Origin of the sequence: Borrelia recurrentis A1, assembly GCF_000019705.1 — a bacterium.
In the GTDB taxonomy this organism is placed as follows: domain Bacteria; phylum Spirochaetota; class Spirochaetia; order Borreliales; family Borreliaceae; genus Borrelia; species Borrelia duttonii.
Window position 1 is genome coordinate 243,456 of the sequence record NC_011244.1, and the last position, 20,986, is coordinate 264,441.

At 27.6% G+C, this 20,986-nt stretch carries 16 protein-coding genes and 2 pseudogenes; 8 read left to right on the forward strand and 10 right to left on the reverse strand.

All coding sequences use genetic code 11. The annotated features are described in order from the left end of the window. Position 1 precedes the first annotated feature (1 nt). The gene (locus BRE_RS01150) at positions 2-718 is read left to right on the forward strand and encodes a hypothetical protein (protein WP_041178097.1); all 717 of its coding nucleotides are present in this window, start codon (positions 2-4) and stop codon (positions 716-718) included. A gap of 12 nt (positions 719-730) precedes the next feature. Then, the gene (locus BRE_RS01155; protein WP_012538752.1) at positions 731-3,649 is read left to right on the forward strand and encodes an insulinase family protein; all 2,919 of its coding nucleotides are present in this window, start codon (positions 731-733) and stop codon (positions 3,647-3,649) included. Positions 3,650-3,676: 27 nt separating this feature from the next. Here the strand turns inward: BRE_RS01155 and BRE_RS01160 are convergent, their stop codons facing one another. From BRE_RS01160 to BRE_RS01195, 8 genes are all read right to left on the reverse strand, one after another. Further along, complete coding sequence (locus BRE_RS01160; RefSeq protein ID WP_012537994.1) at positions 3,677-3,922, reverse strand: type B 50S ribosomal protein L31; 246 nt, start codon at positions 3,920-3,922, stop codon at positions 3,677-3,679. Positions 3,923-3,979: 57 nt separating this feature from the next. After that, positions 3,980-5,524, reverse strand: coding sequence for a transcription termination factor Rho (rho, locus tag BRE_RS01165; protein WP_012537995.1), 1,545 nt, complete (start codon positions 5,522-5,524; stop codon positions 3,980-3,982). Positions 5,525-5,610: 86 nt separating this feature from the next. Further along, a complete protein-coding gene (locus BRE_RS01170) occupies positions 5,611-6,018 on the reverse strand; it encodes a bactofilin family protein (RefSeq protein WP_012538753.1) in 408 nt (135 codons plus the stop codon). 3 nt (positions 6,019-6,021) lie between these two features. Beyond that, positions 6,022-6,348, reverse strand: a complete 327-nt coding sequence (locus BRE_RS01175; RefSeq protein WP_012537997.1) for an HU family DNA-binding protein — start codon at positions 6,346-6,348, stop codon at positions 6,022-6,024. A gap of 11 nt (positions 6,349-6,359) precedes the next feature. Next, positions 6,360-6,617 carry a 30S ribosomal protein S20 gene (rpsT, locus tag BRE_RS01180; RefSeq protein WP_041178098.1) on the reverse strand — a complete coding sequence of 86 codons (258 nt, stop codon included), beginning with the start codon at positions 6,615-6,617 and terminating at the stop codon, positions 6,360-6,362. 72 nt (positions 6,618-6,689) lie between these two features. Beyond that, complete coding sequence (locus tag BRE_RS01185; RefSeq protein WP_012538755.1) at positions 6,690-7,511, reverse strand: hypothetical protein; 822 nt, start codon at positions 7,509-7,511, stop codon at positions 6,690-6,692. Between the two features lie 10 nt (positions 7,512-7,521). Next, positions 7,522-8,628: a redox-regulated ATPase YchF gene (ychF, locus tag BRE_RS01190; protein ID WP_012538756.1), complete on the reverse strand. Its 1,107-nt coding sequence runs from the start codon at positions 8,626-8,628 to the stop codon at positions 7,522-7,524. Between the two features lie 24 nt (positions 8,629-8,652). Beyond that, complete coding sequence (locus tag BRE_RS01195; protein WP_198004633.1) at positions 8,653-10,653, reverse strand: tetratricopeptide repeat protein; 2,001 nt, start codon at positions 10,651-10,653, stop codon at positions 8,653-8,655. Between the two features lie 162 nt (positions 10,654-10,815). Between BRE_RS01195 and lnt the strand changes: the two genes are divergently transcribed. After that, a complete protein-coding gene (lnt, locus tag BRE_RS01200; RefSeq protein WP_012538758.1) occupies positions 10,816-12,369 on the forward strand; it encodes an apolipoprotein N-acyltransferase in 1,554 nt (517 codons plus the stop codon). Here the strand turns inward: lnt and BRE_RS01205 are convergent. Together BRE_RS01205 and BRE_RS01210 are read right to left on the reverse strand one after the other, a co-directional pair. Continuing rightward, positions 12,333-13,097 (reverse strand): hypothetical protein, encoded by a 765-nt coding sequence (locus BRE_RS01205; protein WP_041178099.1) that lies wholly within the window; start codon positions 13,095-13,097, stop codon positions 12,333-12,335. The two genes, lnt and BRE_RS01205, sit on opposite strands and share 37 nt — an antisense overlap. A 71-nt stretch (positions 13,098-13,168) precedes the next feature. Further along, on the reverse strand, positions 13,169-13,777 hold the full coding sequence (locus BRE_RS01210) for a deoxynucleoside kinase (RefSeq protein WP_198004622.1): 609 nt from the start codon (positions 13,775-13,777) through the stop codon (positions 13,169-13,171). A 717-nt stretch (positions 13,778-14,494) separates the two neighbouring features. On the opposite strand from BRE_RS01210, the gene BRE_RS01215 reads away from it, so the two are divergent. The 5 genes and pseudogenes from BRE_RS01215 (at position 14,495) to BRE_RS01235 (ending at position 20,975) form a co-directional block, all read left to right on the forward strand. Next, positions 14,495-15,256: an MIP/aquaporin family protein gene (locus tag BRE_RS01215; protein ID WP_012538761.1), complete on the forward strand. Its 762-nt coding sequence runs from the start codon at positions 14,495-14,497 to the stop codon at positions 15,254-15,256. Between the two features lie 64 nt (positions 15,257-15,320). Further along, a pseudogene (glpK, locus tag BRE_RS01220) lies at positions 15,321-16,810 on the forward strand (glycerol kinase GlpK). 124 nt (positions 16,811-16,934) lie between these two features. Then, positions 16,935-18,290 (forward strand): glycerol-3-phosphate transporter, encoded by a 1,356-nt coding sequence (glpT, locus tag BRE_RS01225; protein ID WP_012538762.1) that lies wholly within the window; start codon positions 16,935-16,937, stop codon positions 18,288-18,290. Between the two features lie 85 nt (positions 18,291-18,375). Then, a complete protein-coding gene (gene glpQ, locus BRE_RS01230; RefSeq protein WP_012538763.1) occupies positions 18,376-19,377 on the forward strand; it encodes a glycerophosphodiester phosphodiesterase in 1,002 nt (333 codons plus the stop codon). Between the two features lie 33 nt (positions 19,378-19,410). Next, a pseudogene (locus BRE_RS01235) lies at positions 19,411-20,975 on the forward strand (FAD-dependent oxidoreductase). Positions 20,976-20,986 lie beyond the last annotated feature (11 nt).

Here is a 20,986-nt window from a genome sequence, read left to right on the forward strand (position 1 = left end):
TATGATAAAATCACCAACAACCCAAAAAGTTTTAATTTTCATATCCTTGCTGATAAGTTTATTAGGATGCACGAAAAAATCAAAAAAAATCAGTTTTAATGATATTGATACGCTTTATAACGAAAAAAATGAAATAATAATTCAATCTATCTCAGCAGAAAAAGAAAGCGAACTTTTAAAATATAAAATTAGAATACCAAAAATAATAACTCAAACAACAGAAAGTAATAAGGCAAAATCACTAAATGATGAGATTGAAAGCTATGCAAATGAGATAGTTTCCAACTTAGAAAGTGCAACTCAAAACACTAGTCAAAATCCTCAAAAACCAAGCTTAAATATAGACTATGAAATTTACTATGGATACGGTATTCACACAATAATAATAAATACCTCTCAGGAAATTAATAATACATATATCACAAATCATAGAAGCTACTATATTAATAGTAATGGGGATTATATCTATAACATAGATGAAATTATTAACATAGAGGAAGCATTTCCATATTTTACCCACAAAATCAAAGAAAAAATTACAACAACGTATCAAAATAAATTACTATTTGATTTACAACAAGCAGTAATTTATTTTAAAGATAAAAAAATAATAATAAAATTTCCACTTTATGTATTTAATTTGGAGGCAACAGATCATACAGAAAATATTTTTGAATTTAGCGAAGAAGAATCAAAAAAATATATTAAACAAGGATAAAATTAATTATCAATGAAGAAAAAAAAATTGTTTAATTTAATTTCAAAAACTTATTTAGAAGAATATGATGCTGAAGGGTCTTATTTTAAACACGAGAGTGGATTGGAAATATTTGAGCTAAAAAATAGTACATTCAAAGAAAATGCCTTTGGAATAGCATTTAAAACTATTCCTTTCAATAATACAGGTGTTGCACATATTCTTGAACACGCAATTTTTTGTGGCTCAAACAAATATAAAATAAAAGATCCCTTTCTATATTTAATGAAAGGGAGTCTAAATACATTTCTAAATGCAATGACATTTCCAGATAAAACTCTATATCCAGCAGCATCTACAATACAAAAAGATTACTTTAATTTGTTTAAAATATATTCTGATGCCATTTTTAACCCCTTACTGAAAAAAGAAGCTTTTATGCAAGAGGGTTACAACATAAATCCAAATAACTTTAAGCCATCTGGCATTGTGTTAAATGAAATGAAAGGTAATTATTCAAGCAAAAATTCTTTAATTAATGAAATCTCCACCAATTCTCTTTTCTCTAAAGGTCCTTACCAATACGACTCTGGAGGAAACCCTATTAACATTATTGATCTTACATATGAAGAATTTATTGAATTTTATAAAAAATACTATACATTAGAAAATTGCAAAATATTTTTATTTGGCAATATTGATACCAATAAAAATCTTAATTTCATTGAAAAATATATAATTAGGCCTTGCACAAATAAAAAATCAAATGTCAATTATAACATAGACAAAGCCACAAGATGGAACCAACACAAAACACTCAGTTTTAATATTCCTAAAGAAACTGAAAATACATTGGGAGTATATGTAATAAATTGGTTATGTAGTGATATTGAAAATATTAAAGAAAATATTGGTCTTGAAATCTTATCAGAAATTCTTCTAGATAGTTCTTGCCAATTTACTATAAACATGCTAAAAAGCGAAATCGGAGATGTAATAGCTGATGTTAGCGGAATTAACACAGACATAAAAGAATGCATATTTTCATTTGGTTTACAAAACGTACTTCCAGGAAAAATAGAAGAATTTAAAGACAAAGTTTTCCAAGAACTTAAAAACCTTGTAAAGGTAAAAATTCCTCAAGAATTAATACAAGGTATTCTATTTGGTTACGAATTTTCATTAAAAGAAGAAAAAGGACAAGGTTGGCCTATTAATTTAATGATTAAAAGTTTTAAAGGCTGGATACACGGCCTACATCCAACTGAAACTCTAAAAATTAATTATCAACTAAATGAAATAAAAAACAAATTAGAGAGAGGAGAACCCTATTTTGAAAATTTAATAGAAAAATATCTACTAAACAATAATCACTATACTCTAATTCACTTCAACCCATCGGATAAAATGCTTAAAGAAATGGAAGAACAAATAGAAAAAAAACTGATGGATAGAGAAATTAATATTAAAAAAAATCCAGAGAAATTTTCAAAATTTACTAAAGATTACAATAAATTCAAAAAATATCAAAATAAGAAAGATCTTAAATCTGATATTGCTAAAATTCCTATATTAAAGATAGAAGACCTACCAAAAGAAGTTGATAAAAGCTTAATTTTAAATTATGTTCCCGAACTTAAGGCACATACATTTGAGTTAAAAAAGAATAACAACATATTTAATGTATATCTATTTTTTACATTAGATTTTTTACAAAAAGAAGATTTTTTGTATCTCTCGTTGCTTAAAAGAGCTATTCAAGATTTGTCTACCAAAAATTACTCATATATCACTTTAAATAATAAAATCCAAAATACTCTGGGACAACTAAATATATACGAAAGCTATAAAGAAGATATTCACAGAAACATGATCAATCTGTTTAATATAAATTTCAAATCATTTAACAATAAAATTCAAGAATCATTCACATTAATAAAAGAAATTTTAATCAATATAGATTTTCACGACTACAATAGATTAAAAGAAATAGTCTTAAGTCTCAAAAACGACTTTAAATCAATACTCATTCCACAAGGACACATCTTAGCAACAACAAGATCAGAATCAAAATTAAGTCAAAGCAAATACCTGCAAGAACTTCAATTTGGTATTACGGGAAGACAATATTGGCACAAAATAAAAACCGACATAGAATCTTTAAAAGAAATTGCACATAATTTAGAAAACCTTAGAAATAAGATTATTCTTAAAAATAATCTATCATCCTTGCTTATAGGTAATACTAAAGACGTTATTAAAAAATTAGAAACAGAATTATTTATACTAAAAGAAAATTTAAATGAAAAAATTTACAGCAACAATTTAATTACAATACAGCCATCAAGTAATGTCTTAAAAGAAATAATGATCATTCCATCAAAGATATCTTTTAATGCCATGAGCTTTGCAAGCTATAGAATAACAGATAAAGAATATCCAACAATAAATTTCTTAACACATATATTAAAAAGCGGAATATTATGGGAAAAAATAAGGGTTGCTGGTGGAGCATATGGTGCATTCGCATCTATTACAAACGGGATATTTTCTTTTGCATCATATAGAGATCCAAATTTTATCACAACATACCAAGCTTTTGAAGCATCATTAGAAGAGTTAGCTAATAATGAAATTAAATGTGACGAAATCTATACATATTTAATAGGAGTAATTGGACTTAATACAAATGTAAAAACAAAATCCACAGAAATATTACAAAGCTATAAAAGAAAAATGCTAAATATTAGTGATCATCTAAGACAAAATATAAGAAATAATTATTTTAAAATAACAAATACAGATATAAAAAACATCTCTGAAAAAGTACTATACCAGCTAAAAGAAAAAAACAGCATCACATCTCTTGTTAGCAATACAATCTATGAGAATGACAAAACAAAGATAGAAAAATTTATTGGCAAAAAATATAGGGTAAAAAAAATATATTAAAAACAACAAAAAATAAAAAAATATTAATTAAGCTTTTTTATATTTTTTGTTAAATTTGTCAATTCTACCTGCCGCATCCACAAATTTTTGCTGACCTGTATAAAAAGGATGTGATTTACTTGAAATCTCAACAGTAATTAATGGATATTCTTTATTATCACTATACTTAATTACTTCTTTTGACGTTAAAGTTGATCTTGTTAAAAACATGGCACCATTAGCACCGTCTTTAAAAACTACTAAATTACTAACAGGATGTATATCTTTTTTCATAAAGCCTCTCTTAATTTAATCAAAGTTTAGTCTAAATTATTAACAAAGTCAATTTTATTAATCTCCATTACTCATGGTTTTTAAAAAAATTTCATTATTTTTACTCTTTTTCATCTTTTCAACTAAAGCTTCAACTCCTTCATAATCATCAACACCACTTAAAATTTTCCTAATAAGTAAAATTTTAGAACGTTCTTCTTCACTTAAAAGTAATTCTTCTTTCCTTGTCCCCGATTTCTTAATATTAATAGCAGGAAAAAGTCTTCTATCTGCCAAACTTCTATCAAGAATTAGCTCCATATTACCAGTACTCTTGAATTCTTCAAATATAACTTCATCCATCTTACTCCCAGTATCAACTAAAGCTGTAGCTATAATAGTAAGACTACCTCCTTCCTCAATATTTCTAGCAGAACCAAAAAATCTTTTTGGTTTATGTAAAGCATTAGAATCAACACCCCCTGAGAGTATCTTACCAGAAGTTGGCATAGTTTGATTATAAGCTCTAGCAAGCCTTGTAATTGAATCTAAAAGAATCACAACATCTTTTTTATTCTCAACTAATCTTTTTGCCTTTTCAATGACCATCTCTGCAACTTGTACATGCCTACTAGCCTGTTCATCAAAATTAGATGCTATTACTTCACCCTTAACACCACGAATCATATCAGTCACCTCTTCAGGTCTCTCATCAATAAGTAAAATCATTAAAACAATGTCTGGATAATTAGTAGTAATTGCATTAGCTATTTTTTGAAGTAAAGTAGTCTTACCAGCTTTTGGAGGCGACACTATTAAAGCTCTTTGACCCTTTCCAATAGGTGCAAACAAATTAATAAGTCTAGTTGAAATATTACAATTTTCATATTCAAGATCTAATTTTGAACTAGGATATAAAGGTGTTAAATTATCAAAAGGTATTCTATTTTGTGCAAATGTAGGATCTTGATCATTAATACTCTTAATCTTAATCATTGCAAAAAATCTCTCACCTTCTCTTGGAGATCTAATTTGTCCATATAAAATATCACCCGTTCTTAAATTAAAAAGCCTAATCTGAGACGGAGAAACATAAACATCATTACCTCCAGACAGATAAGAATTAGATGCTGTACGCAAAAAACCATAACCATCACTTAAAACATCAAGAACACCGGTAAATAAAACATTAATATTATGCTCTGTTAATATTTTAACAAGTAAAAATATCAATTCTGTCTTTTTCATTGTTACCGCAATAGTATGATTAGTCCCAAGTCCTTCAACAACTTTTCTAATTTCAGTAATTGGCTTATCATAAAGAGTATCAATAACTATAGAATCCTTACCACCTAAAAAATTAATAATATTGCTTTGTTCAAGAGTCTTAATACTACTCTCCAAATCTGGATCTGATATATCATAATCAAAATCAGAAGAAAGCTCATTAGATTCTCTTAATTTATCAATATTAGAATTCCTAGAAGCACTAGAAACAGATTCTTTTTTAGTAACAACTTTAACTACTTTTTTCTTATTATTATCTTCAATTTTTAATTCTTTAGAAGAATTCAAACGCTTCATTTCATCCTCTAAATCAAATTCCTCACATTTTCTATCCATAATCTCCTCTATGAGATAAATTTTTAAGAAGGGTATTTCTATTTAAAATAATAATTAATCATTAAATGATAAAACATAACATTAATTCACTGCAAAGTATCTTTTAATTGTGAAACTGTAAAAGAAAACAAATCTATGCTTTCATTAGATTTAATCATTTCACATTTACCATCAAAAACTATATCATCATTAATAAATATCTTTTTTGTCTTAACATCACCATATATTTTACAACCACTATTTAAATAAACCTTATTGCTAGCATTAACATTGCCCTTTAAAATTCCCTCAATTATCAATGTATCGCAAATTACTACATCAGTAATAACCTTACTATTTTTACCTATAAAAAGTATTCCTTTTTCTGAAAAAATCTCACCCTCAAAAGAAGAATCAAGATATAAAGCACCCTCAAACTTTAATTTCCCTCTAAAAATTAAACTTGAATCAAGCTTACAATCCCATTTGTAAGAATTCTTAACATTAACAGGCATTAACTATCCTTTAATGCTCCAAACCCGTTCTTTTAAATCTTTTCCTGGACGAAAATAAGCAACATGATGATCATCAACATTCACATATTCACCTGTTTGAGGATTACGAGCATTTTGGCGACCCTTCCTCTTTCTAAGCTCAAATGTACCAAATGATCTAAACTCTATAACATTATTAACACAAAGACTGTTTTTAAGTTCTTCAAAAAAAGCATCAACTACAAGTCTTATATACTTCTTTTCCAACTTTTCATTATTATTTTTAATGTTTAAAAATATTTGATCAACAATATCTGATTTAGTAACTTTGGATCTCTTTGAACAAGACATAAGCTAGTTCCTTACTGTAATAACAAAATACTCAAATTTGACTTTTTACGTGCGGCTTTGTTTATATGTATTATTCGCTTTCTAGCAGCAGTATCTAATTTTTTTGAAACAAATTTAAAAAACTCCAAAGCTTCATCTTTTTTCCCGTCTTTTATAAGTTTTATACAATGCTTTTCTAGTGTCTTAAGTTCACTCTTAACACTTACATTTCTCAAATTTCGCTTCAAATTTTGTCGAGCTCGCTTTAATGCTGATGGATTATTGCCCAAATTAAACTCCTTAATGCAGCAAACATGATAATAAATAATATACCAACTAATTATGATATAGTCAATCATACACTAAGAACACTTATTGCAATATTTATCAATATAAGCAAATACTTTTTTCATTGAATAAGACATTCCCTCATCATTAATATAAACTTTTTTAAAAATACTCTTATAAGGATAAACAAAAGATAAATATCCATCACCAGTTAACTCAGAATTATAAACAAATATCTTATTAAAAAACTCATAATAATATTCTTTTCCAGAAAAAAGCTTTCTCTCATAAACAGAATTTTGCCTAAATTCATAAAAAATCACTAAATTTTTAAGCCCCAAAATATCTCTTATTAAAACCTTAATTCCTAAAATCAAAACAAGAGAAAACACTATTATACTACCAAATGAAATATAATAAACAAAAATATTAATTAAAACACGAAATAAATACATCAAAATATAAGTACCTGAAACATAATATCTTATTGGCAATTCTTGCATCTTTGTAATAAATAAATCACTTCTTATAAGTTTAAGTTTTTTAAAAAAACTACTCAAATACTCTTTTCTTAAAAAACACATTTTTATTTTTGTACCATTATTTAAACCTAAAATTAACATATTATCTAACAATCTTTTTTCAATCCATATGATATCATGAAAATCAAAATTAACTTTAAAACAAAATTTTTTATAAAAAATTTTGTTTCCTTTAAAGTCAATTTCATAAAAATATCTTAAATAAGAAACCATTACAAAAAAATTTATAAACATTAAAAAAAGAATAAAAATACTAAAACTGCTCCTATATAACAACATATAATATATAGAAAAGCTTATATTAAGACAAAAAATAAAAAGTAATCTGATTTTATAAAAAAATAATTCCTGCATCTTAATTTATTTAAACATTAAATTTAAATAAAATTATATCACCATCTCTTACCAAATAATCTTTTCCCTCAAGTCTAAGACGTCCCTTTTCCTTTAAACCATGAACGCCTTGAAACTCAATCAAATCATCAAATGAATACACCTCTGCTTTAATAAAACCTCTCTGAAAATCACTATGAATAATACCTGCAGCTTCTGGGGCTTTCATTCCATCAATAAAAGTCCAAGCTCTAACTTCTTGTTCTCCTGCAGTAAAATAGGTTCTTAAACCTAAAGTATAATAAGAAGTACGTATTAAATTACTAAGACCACTCTCTTTGATACCCATAGATTCTAACATTTCTCTTCTCTCGCTTAAGTCTTGAATTTCAGCAAGTTCTGCCTCAATCTTAGCACACAAAATTAAATAATTATTACCCTCACTTAAAGCTATATTTTTAACAACATCAGTATATTTATTACCAGAAAGTGAATCCTCATCAACATTGCAAACATATATAACATTTTTCATAGTCAAAAGATTTAAAGACTTAACAAAATTATAACCAAATTCATCAAATTTAAACTCGCTTGCTGGTCTAACATCAATCAAATGTTTTTCAAGATCTCGAAGAAGTGAAACAATTATCTTTGAATTTTCACTAATATTTTTATCAATACTCTTTGCATTTTTTTCATTTTTTAAAATACTTTTTTGAACCGTTTCAAGATCTGCAAGACATAATTCTGTATTAATTGTACTTATATCCCTTTGAGGATCTATATCCCCATCAATATGAATAACTTCTCTATCATTAAAACATCTAACAACATGAACAATAATAGAAACTTCACGAATATTCGCTAAAAATTTATTACCAAGTCCTTCTCCTTTGAAAGCCTCTCTAACAAGACCCGCAATATCAACAAATTCTATCACAGCAGGAATTATTTTTTTTGACGATACTAAATTAGCAATTTTCAAAAGTCTCTCATCAGGAACTTCTACTATTCCCACATTAGGATCAATAGTACAAAAAGGATAATTAGCAATCTCTGACTTTGATGCTGTTAAGGACGAAAATAAGGTAGATTTCCCAACATTGGGCAATCCCACTATTCCCACATTAAGTGCCATAAATAAAACTCCATAAAGTAAAATTTAATTAATTAAATATGCAAATTCTCCTCTACCTATTTGTTGATTGAAATTTACTTCAACAGATAAATTATAATATCCATTAGGTTCTTGAGGGCCTGGATAATCATATTCAAGCAAATAAGTCCCTGTTTTCTGTTTCATCATTAAATCATAAACTTTTGATACACCCTCATAAGAAGAAAAAGGAATAATAGCACCACCGGTTTCATTTACTAAATACTGCAATTTAGACTCAATAGGACTATTTCCAAACAATATTAAATAAAATCTAATATCATTATTTTTATAATAGCTTAAAATAGTATCCACAGAATACCTACTAAAAGCAGAATGACTCAAAGATCCATCACTAAAATAAATAACGGCCCTTCTTGCACTCTTTGACATAAGTTCAGAACCTGCAAGTTTAAGACTAACATCCGTCTTTACATCATTTAAATCATAAACACCAAGAGAATTTGTTTTATGAATCATACTTAATAAACTATCGATATTATCTACCAAAGGTAAATTAGTTGCATTTATAAAACTAAACTTTTTATTTTTTCTAGATTTTATAAGAGTATTTACACTCATAATCTGTTCTGACTCGTAATTTTTCATAGAAAAAGATTTATCAAAAACAATTGCAATATTCATATCATTAGAAGTATTAATATCATAAGCAATTTTTGGATTTACAATGTAATATCTCTCATTAGCAACCGCAAAATTTTCACTCTTTAAACCCACAATTGGTAATCCATTTCTATTGCTAATATTAAGCTCCACATAAATTTTAGAACCTCCCGCCCTAATTACTCTACGAACATCAACATTTAAACTATCATAAACACTAACATCACTTTTATAAATCGCAATATGAGCATTATCAAAATCTGATACAACCATTTGATTATTAACATCAATAATTGAAGATAAAATTTTAGAATCTATCTTATCTGCTTTTAAAAGCTTAACAAAAGTTTTACTTGAAACACTATATTTATAAACACCATATTTTGAAGATATAATAATGCTATTACTTGCAAAATCACTGCTAAGACCTTCTATACCTTCAAAAGAAGTTGAAATAGAATACAAATGATTGCCACTAGTATCAAATACTTCAATAGAATTTCTAGGAGCATCAGCAACATAAATATTTCCATTCAAATACGTAACACCTGTTGGACCTAAAAGCCCTGCATATCCAACCGTTTTCATGCCAAAATTCAAAACAAAACTACCCTTAGCATCAAATTTGCTGATTCGCTTATTTCCCCATTCACTAACATAAATATAATCTCTCTCATCAACTGTTATATATTGAGGAGCAAGTAACTCACCATCTTCAGTACCTTTCTTTCCAATTGAACCTTTTTTAATGCCAAAAGTCTTATCATATATACCAATCTCATCATTTGAATAAAGTGTCACATATAAAAGTTTATCAAGCTCAATAACATCATAAGGTGACTTTATAGAAGTAATTCCATCCTTAACTAAAACATGAATATTATTATTAGCATCAAAATGTAAAATTTCATTTCCTACAAAATTAGCAGCATAATAACCACCATATTGATCGGCCTTCAGAGATGTAATCTGATATCCATTTGGTCGTTTATAAATGGAATTATCAAGAAGCGCAACTTGAACAAATTTTTCAATATTTTTAAATTCATTATTTAAGGATATACCTCTTCTTTGTTCAATTATAGATATCAACTGCCTAAGATAAGCCGATTTATACCCTTGAGATTGCAAATTTCGCCATTCCATTAAAGCTTCCTCAACATGCCCCAATCTATAATAAACATTTCCTATCCAAAAATGATAATCAAGATTACTTGGATCAAAGCTTAAAACTCTCTTAAAAGACAACAAAGCATCATCATAAAGACCATTATTATAAGAATTAAGTGCCCATTTAAATTCTTCTTGAGCATCCTTGTTAGTAACAATACCTTGAGCATTTAAAACAAATGCATTTATTAAAAAAATGGATATATTAAACATCAAAGCTATTTTTTTAATACTAAAACAAGTACTATATAAATTTAATATTTTTACACGAAACATATTATATATATTATACTATGCAATATTGTATATTAATATCTGTATTCTTGAATATATAATATATTTTTATATACAAAAACAAAACAAAAAAGGAAAAGAATGAAAACAAAATATTTTTCTCTAGCCGCATTTTCTGGATTGCTTACAAGTTTAGCAATTCCAAATGAAATAAATAATATGGGATATTCACACATTGGTTTGATAGCATACATACCACTTTTTATTGCATTAACTAAAACAAAAAATAAAAAATTTCTTATCACCCTAACAACATTTTATTTTTTAATAGCCAATAGTTTACAAAGTTTTTGGCTTGCATTCTTTTATTCATTCGGTATCATTACTTTTTTAGGAGCAATACTTGGATATATTCCTTATGCTTTAGTTTTAGGATATTTATTATATTACTCACTAAAAACTTTTAATAACAAAACATTAACCTTAGCTATACTTTTCACATTATATGACTACTCAAAATCAATTGGATTTCCAGCATATCCTTGGGGATTTTCAGCATTTATGGTACATAATTTTAATGATCTAATACAAGTAGCTGATACATTTGGGGTTTTCTTTGTATGTTTTGTAGTCTATTTTTTTAATGCAGGAATTGCAAATTTTTTAATAAATCAAAATAAAACAAATATACTAAGTATGTTATTTTCTATTTTATTAATAAGTACATCTTTTGCTTATGGAAACATAAAAAAAATAGAATTGAATCCAATCTTAAATAAAGAAATAGATACACTAAACATTGCAGCAATTCAAATTAATATTGATTCTTGGTTGCCTGGCAATCGTAAAGAAGGAATTAAAAAATCTATTACAATTACAAAACAAGCACTAAGAGAACATCCAAATACAGAACTCGTGCTCTGGAGTGAAGGAGTATTAACTTATCCTTTCAATACTTATAAAGATTATGCATATTACGATCAAGAATTGCTTGAATTATATAATTCAGTAAATGAACTTATAATAAACAATAAAGCCTACTTTGCAATTGGCTCACCATCAAAAACAGATAAACGATTACTTACACATCAAAATTCTGTTTATGCAATAAATCCCAACCTTGAAATAACTAATATATATTCTAAAATATTTTTGGTTCCATTTTCAGAAAAAATACCATTTTATGAATATAAATTTATAAGACAATTTTTCTATAAAAATTTTGGCCTTTTTGGACAAACTAACGGAAATAGACTTGAAATCTTAAAGCTTAAAAAATTTAATCTAGGTTTTTTAATATGTTATGACGATGCGTTTCCAGATCTTGCAAGAAGCTATAAAAAACAAAATGCCAATTTACTATTAAATTTTTCAAATGATTCTTGGTCACATACAAATTCATCAGAATGGCAACATTTTGTAGTGGCAAAATTTAGAAGCATAGAAAACGGAATTAAAACAATCAGAGCTACTAACTCAGGAATAACTGCTATAATAAACGAATATGGTGAGAATGTAAAAAGTTTAGAAACATTTAAAGAAGGATATCTAGTATCAAAAATAAAATTGCCCCCAAGATTCACAACAATCTATGAATACATTGGAGACCTCTTTATATATGCTTTAGCAATAGCAATTGTAATTATGACCCTAAGATATCATTTAACTGAAAAAAGTAACCATTTATTATCTTGATTTACAAAACATAAAGTTTGAACATCTCTCCAAAATGGAATATTTTGAGTAATATCATTCTTCTTAGCTTTAACTTTGACAGTATAAGACGTATCTGTAGTTTTTGTAATACTTAAAGATTTAAGATCATAAAAATCATCAACTGAAAGATAACCTAAATCATCTCTATTAAAATCACTTGAAGCAAATTCCAAATTGGCAATAAAATCGGATTTAGGTGCAATTTTACCTAAAACTTTAACATCATCAGCAATAACAGAGTCAAGCAAATTTAAATCTTGCAAAAGAAAAGCCCTTACAAATTTATTAAATTGAAATTTAACGGCTTGCTCTTTGTGATTTTCTCTTTCTCTACTTGCAACATATTCTATTCTAGGAGCATTTGTAACTTCACTAATTTCAATCTTATCGTGAATTATTCCTGGAATATCATCAAGTTTAACATCATCAAAAGAAAGAAAAGTTGCCTCACTTTCTAACTTCATCTTAGAATCAATATCCTCTACAGCACTTTTTAGATCAACTTCCCCTTTTAATTTTGGATACATTTCCAAAGCTTTTTTTTGAAAAATTTTCCCCTTTGTAACTTTTCCAACATCAATATACCGTTGTCCAACCTCATAATAAAAAATAGCAAGTTCCTTTTGTCTCTCATCAATTAAAGAATCATTACTTGCAAATAAATTTATAAAAATACAAGAAAAAAACAATAAGACCAATTTTTTCATGTTAACCTCCAATGAAATCTAGTCATTACAAAAAACAAAACCAAACTAATAATTTCAAAAATCATAAACAATTATATTACAAGTTTATCTTTAATGAAAGTAATGAGATTGCTTTTCTCTCTATCATCAAAAACATTTATTTTATCATAATTAAACATTAATTTGGGAGACAAATTATAACTATCATACCAAGTTAAATATTTCTTATTAAGTTTCTCAAGATAATCTTTTGAAATATCTGTCTCACAACTTCTATTTCTTTTCTTAATACGATTCTCAGCCTCAGCAATACTACAATCAAGATATATCATCAACTCAGGTTTTTTAGAATGCTCTAACATATTATCAAGTAAATCAAGATATATTTTATATTCATTATCAGAAATGTATCCATTATCATTTAAGAAAGAAGCAAAAACACAATCACTATAAATAGATATATCTAGTATCCCTTTTCCTTTAGATTTAAATACACTCTTTATAAGTTTAAATCTTTCATTCAAAAAACTAATTTGCATTGGAAAAGCCCATCTAAATTTATCCTTATAAAACTCATTTAACATAGACAATGTAAATTCATTATTTAATTCACGATAAAAAGGAATTTCAAGATCTAAAGATAAAATATGTCCAAGCGTAGTCTTACTTACACCTATTAATCCCTCAATTACAATTACCAAGCCTGCATCCAAAATTCATAATTATTAATTAATAAATAATGCATCATTGAAACAAATAAAAACATAACTATATATTAATAAAACAAACAATTAAATTTTTTAATAAAAAAATTAATATAATTAATTTCAAGTTTCTTAAATTATTGACATTAACAACAATAAAAAATAAAATTTCTATAGCATGAAACAATCCTATATATTTCAATGATCAATTCAGAGGAACATTAAATGGATAATCAATCCGAATTAACCAATTTCAATAACAAATTAATATTGCCTAAAACAATAATTAAAATCTTCCCAAAAATAACAATTAATAATTATTTAAACAAAAAATATCAACATAATAAAATTTATAAATCAAAGTAAAAAATCAACAAATAAAAACTCATATTCTAAAAAAAAGCAAAAAAACTATATGACTTTGTCTATATTAAATTGCATCAATTTTAAAACAATAAATAATATCAAAAAACAATGGTCAATCAAAATAAGAATTATATTGAGAGGAATTTTAATCATCAAATGTAAATGTCATATAGTTAAAAGTATTATGAGAGAAAATCAAACGATAATAACAAAACATCATCCCTCATACAAAAACAAAATAGTTTGTTTTCTTATTATTATGTTAGTTAAATTACATCAAGCATAATATAAATTATTTAAAAAAGTTAATCTTAAATTAAGTCTTATCTACAATAAGGAGGTTAAAGTATGGTTTACACAAAAACTCAAGAATTTATTTCAGAATTTTTAGGAACATTTATTTTACTCTCAATAGGAACAGGTTCTGTAGCTATGACAACATTATTTCCATCAAACCCCACTATAGCTGGAGAAATAATAAATGGTGGATATACAAATATAGTATTTGGATGGGGTTTAGGTGTAACATTTGGGGTTTACACCGCTGCAAAAATCAGTGGCGCTCATCTAAATCCTGCAATCAGTCTTGGACTGGCAACCATTGGTAAATTTCCAAAATCAAAACTTTGTTACTATATTCCAGCCCAAATACTTGGAGCATTCTCTGGCACATTAATGACACTTATTGTATTTTATCCCAAATGGATAGAAATAGATCCTAAATTTGAAATCACCCAGGGAATCATGTCAACTTTTCCCGCTATTCCTGGTTTTTGGCCTGGATTTATTGATCAAATATTTGGAACATTTCTATTAATGTTTTTAGTCTTAGTTGTTGGCAAATTTATAAAAGAAGATATTCAAAATCCATTTTTCCCTTTCATTATTGGAGCAATAGTTATAGCCATTGGAATAAGTTTTGGAGGCATGAATGGTTATGCTATTAACCCAGCAAGAGACTTAGGCCCAAGAATATTATTATTAATAGCTGGATTTAAAAATCATGGTTTTAACGACATTAATGTACTTATAATCCCCATATTGGGACCTATCATTGGTGCTAACATAGGTGCAATGGTTTATAAACTCACATTAAAAGACAAAAAATGATTGTAAATACAAATAATAATATTGACTATAACACAATAATAAAGGAAAAGGAGAAAAAATTATTATGAAATATATTTTATCCATAGATCAAGGAACAACTAGCTCAAGAGCAATAATCTTTGACAGAAATGCAAATATAAAAGGATTTGCACAAAAAGACTTTAAACAAATTTATCCTCATCCAAGTTGGGTTGAACACAATCCAAATGAAATATGGAGTTCTCTACTAGAAATAATATCAGAAGCATTAGCAAATGCACGAACTCATCCTAATGAAATTGCAACAATCGGAATTACAAATCAAAGAGAAACAACTATTATTTGGGATCGCTATACAGGACAACCAATTTATAACGCAATAGTTTGGCAAGACAGAAGAACAGCAAAAATTTGTGATGAACTTAAAACACAGGGCAAAGACAAAATTTTCTTAGAAAAAACAGGTCTTGTACTAGATCCTTATTTTAGTGGAACAAAAATAAAATGGATACTAGATAATGTTTCACAAGCGAGAGAACGAGCAGAAAAAGGAGAATTATGTTTTGGCACAATAGATACTTGGATAATTTGGAATCTTACTAAAGGTAAAATACATATTACGGATTATTCAAATGCATCAAGAACTTTACTTTTAAATATTAATTCTCTTAATTGGGATGACGATCTACTACAAATCTTAAACATTCCAAAATCAATCTTACCTGAACTTAAACAAAGTTCAGAAATATATGGAAAAATTGACTCTTCCATAATGGGAACAGAAATCAATATTTCAGGCATTGCAGGAGACCAATTTGCAGCAACATTTGGACAATCATGTCTTCAAAAAGGAATGGCAAAAAACACTTATGGCACCGGTTGTTTTACTACAGTTAATATAGGACATAAACCTATAATCAATGAACAAAAAATATTAACATCAATTGCATGGGTAAAAAAAATATAACAACTTATGTTTTTGAAGGAAGTATTTTCATTGGCGGAGCTGTAATTCAATGGCTAAGAGATAATTTAGAACTATTTAAAAAAAGCAGCGATGCAGAAATACTAGCTGCCTCAGTAAATAATAATGGGGGTATCTATTTCGTACCAGCATTTGTAGGCCTTGGAACACCACATTGGGACCCTTATGCCAGAGGAACAATTATTGGACTTACAAGAAGTTCAACAAAAGAACACATTACAAGAGCTGCACTTGAAAGCATTGCTTTTCAAAGCTTTGATGTATTAACTGAAATGAAAAATTCAATTAAAGGTTTTGATATTAAAGAACTAAGGGTTGATGGTAAAGCTAGTCAAAATAATTTACTCATGCAATTTCAAGCTAATATTTTACAATGTAATGTTGTAAGACCAAAAATCACAGAAACAACAGCTCTTGGAGCTGCATATTTGGCAGGACTTGCCATAGGATATTGGGAAAATACAGAAGAGATTACAAGTCTTTGGAAATCAGATAAAATATTTGAACCTTTAATGAAACAAAGTCAAAGGGAAGATTTGATTTATAATTGGCATAAAGCCATAAATAGGGCAAGATCTTGGATTGAATAATCAATCATTAATTATAATAACATTTAAAGTTAAGTGATATTGATTAAATTATAGATTAAAATATATAGAATTAATATTAAAGAAATGGAATTAATAAATTACAAAAAAATGGAGATGTTAAATTATGAAAAAGATATTTAATTTTCTAAAACCAGCGCCTCACATACAAAGAGTAGACAAGGAATTAGAAGAATCATTATATAAAAAATTAAGATTACAAATATTTCTTTCAATAATTATTGGATATGCTGGATTCTATTTAACAAGAAAGATTTTTTCATTTGTAATGCCAGAACTTGAAAAAGAAGGTTTAAATAAAAGTCAACTAGGAATCATTTTATCTGGAGTTTCAATTGCATATGGATTTTCTAAATTCATTATGGGAAATGTCTCAGATCGCAGTAATCCTAGATATTTTCTATCACTAGGATTATCCTTAACAGCAGCAATAAGTATTACATTTGGACTATTGCCATGGAGCTCAATTGATACCTCAATTGCTATAGTATTAATGTTCATTTTAATGTTTGCAAATGGATGGATTCAAGGCATGGGATGGCCAGCATGTGGAAGAACAATAGTTCATTGGTGGTCAAAAAAAGAAAGGGGAATAATTGTTGCTACTTGGAATGTATCTCATAATATAGGAGCAGGAATAGCTGGAATAATATCTGCACAAGCTTTATTTTACTTTAATGAATGGCAAGCCGTACTTTATGTACCAGCATTTATAGTAATAATAATTGCAATCTTTGTATTAATGACACTAAAAGACACTCCTCAATCTGTAGGATTACCCCCAATTGAAGAATATAAAAACGATTATCCTGATAACCATACAGAAGATGCAGAAAAAGAACTTAATGCAAAAGAAATATTTATCAAACATGTACTTAATAATAAGCTACTATGGTATATAGCCATTGCTAATGCATTTGTATATTTTATAAGATATGGAATACTAGATTGGGCACCAACATATCTTGCACAGGTTAGAAACTTTTCTATAAAAAATTCAGGATGGGCATATTCCCTTTATGAATTTTCAGCTATCCCTGGAACACTACTTGCCGGATGGATGTCTGATAAGGTATTTAATGGAAGAAGGTCTGAGACTGGAATAATATTTATGACTGCCACCCTTATTGCAATAATTATATATTGGCAATTACCAGAAAATACTCCAACACTTACAACCGTTTTACTAGCAATAATAGGATTTTTAATCTATGGACCTGTTATGCTTATAGGTCTTCATGCACTCGATCTTGCACCTAAAAAAGCTGCTGGTACTGCTGTAGGATTTACGGGATTATTTGGATATATAGGAGGCTCTGTTACTGCTAGTGCCATTACAGGTTTTGTATTGCAATACTTTAGTTGGGACGTTTATTTCTATTTATTGATGATTTCATGCATATTTGCAATAACATTTATAGCATTAACATTGAAAAAAGAAAAAAACAATAAAAATAAATAATAATAGTTATGTTAACAATGAAAGCTTAAGAATGAAATATATTATAATATATTCATCAAAATATAAGTTATGAGAGGTTAAATTAATGAAATTCAAATTAATAATGTTTGCAATAAGTACTGTTCTTATCATTTCTTGTGCAAAAGAAAATGCAAAAATAAATAAAAAATCAGCATTAATTATAGCTCACAGAGGTGCAAGCGGATATTTACCAGAACATACATTAGAAGCCAAAGCATACGCTCATGCCTTAGGCGCTGATTATATAGAACAAGATATTGTTTTAACAAAAGATGATATCCCTATAGTAATGCACGATCCTGAACTAGATACAACAACAAATGTTGCAAAGCTGTTTCCAGGAAGAGCTAGAGAAAACGGAAAATATTATTCCGTCGATTTCACATTAGCAGAAATCAAATCACTAAGCCTTAGCGAAAGATTTGATCCTGAAACACAACAACCAATATACCCTAACCGTTTTCCTGCAACAGAATATGATTTTAAAATTCCAACCCTAGAAGAAGAAATAAAATTCATACAAGGACTAAACAAAAGCACAGGGAAAAATATTGGTATTTATCCTGAAATCAAAAAACCACTATGGCATAAACAACAAGGTAAAGACATATCTAAAATAGTAATAGACATTCTAAATAAATATGGATACAAATCAAAAGAAGATAAAATTTATCTTCAAACATTTGATTTTGACGAAATAAAAAGAATAAGAGAAGAACTTGGATATCAGGGAAAATTGATAATGCTTGTTGGAGAAAATGACTGGGAAGAAGCACCAACAGATTATGAATACATTAAATCAGAAGAAGGTATGGCTGAGGTTGCAAAATATGCTGACGGAATTGGACCTTGGATACCCCAAATCATTATTAATGGGCAAATCACAGGTCTTATAAGTTTAGCTCATAAATATAACATGCAGGTTTATCCTTACACGTTTAGAATTGATGCATTGCCTTCATATGTAAAAGATCCAAATGAATTATTAGAATTGTTATTTATAAAAGCTAAAGTAGATGGTCTATTTACAGACTTTGTTGATATATCAATAAAGTTTATGCAATAAAACCATAATTTTAATAAGGAGAATATCTCATTTATGCTAGAACATAAAAAAAAAGTATTGGGGGATATTGATAATCAAGACTTTGACTTAATAATAATTGGTGGAGGAGCAACAGGCCTTGGCATTAGTGTAGATTCGATTACAAGAGGATATAAAACTTTACTTATAGAAAAAAATGACTATGCTAAAGGCACACATCTTCTCGATCAACTAAATTAATACATGGGGGCGTAAGATATTTAGCACAATTTAACTTACCCTTGGTAAAAGAGGCTTTATATGAACAAGCTTTGCTTGAAATAAATGCCCCTCACATAGTAAATAAACGTGCATTTATTACGCCCATGTATAATATTTCAAGTATTCCTTATTACTATTTAGGGCTCAGTTGGTATCACAACCTTCTTGGCAAACATAAAAAACACAAGTATAAAACAAAATTGCTATCAAAATCAGAAACAATAAAAAAAATACCAAACATTAAAACCAAAGGTCTTAAATGTTCTGTTTTATACTATGATGACTCGTTTGATGATGTCAGAATGGCAATTAGCATGCTTAGAACTTTTATTAATAAAGGAGGAAATGCTTTTAATTATACAGAACTTACACAATTTATCAAAAAAAACGGTAAAATATCTGGTGCTATTATTCGAGACACAATAACTGGCAAACAAGTTACTGTTAAGAGTAAATGCATAATAAATGCAACGGGAATCTTTTCAGATAAAATTAGGAAATTAGATGACATTAATGCTTCTAATATCATAAAACCTTCTCAAGGAACTCATCTGATAATCAAAAAAGAAAAACTAAATACACAATATGCAATGCTAATGCCTAAGATAGCTGATAAGAGAATTTTATTCACCGTACCTTGGTATGATGTCATTATCTGTGGAAGTACAGATATAGCAATAGATAAAATCGAAGAAGAACCCAAAAGATTAGACAGTGAAATTGAATTTTTATTAAACAATATGAATAATTATTTAAATATTAAAATAAACAGAAATGATATTCTAAGCACATATGCAGGAATTAGACCATTAATAACAGACCCTAAAGGACAACAAAACACATCCAAAATATCAAGAAATGAAAAAATATTCATATCAAACTCAAATCTCATCACAATTGCCGGGGGTAAATACACTACCTATAGAAAGATGGCTGAAAAAGCTTTAACAAAAGCAATAAACGAAAATTTAATACCTGCAGCAATGCCAATAACAGAAAATTTAAAAATACACGGATATATGCAACGAGAAAAAATCAACAAAATACCAGAACACTTTAGAGTCTATGGAAGCGATTTTCAATATTTAAGTAAAATGAAAGAATTTAAAAATAAAATTCATAAAGAATTACCATTAAATGAAGCTCAAATAATTTTTGCCATTGAATTTGAACAAGCAAAAACCATTGAAGATGTTTTATCCAGAAGAACAAGAGCACTACTCCTCAATGCAAAAGCAACAATCGAAGCTACACCAAAAGTTGCTGAAATTATGATGCATAAACTTGGCAAATCTGAAACTTGGAAAAATGAGCAAATCAAAAACTTTAAAAAAGTAGCAAAAAAATATTTAATCTAATCAAAGGAGGA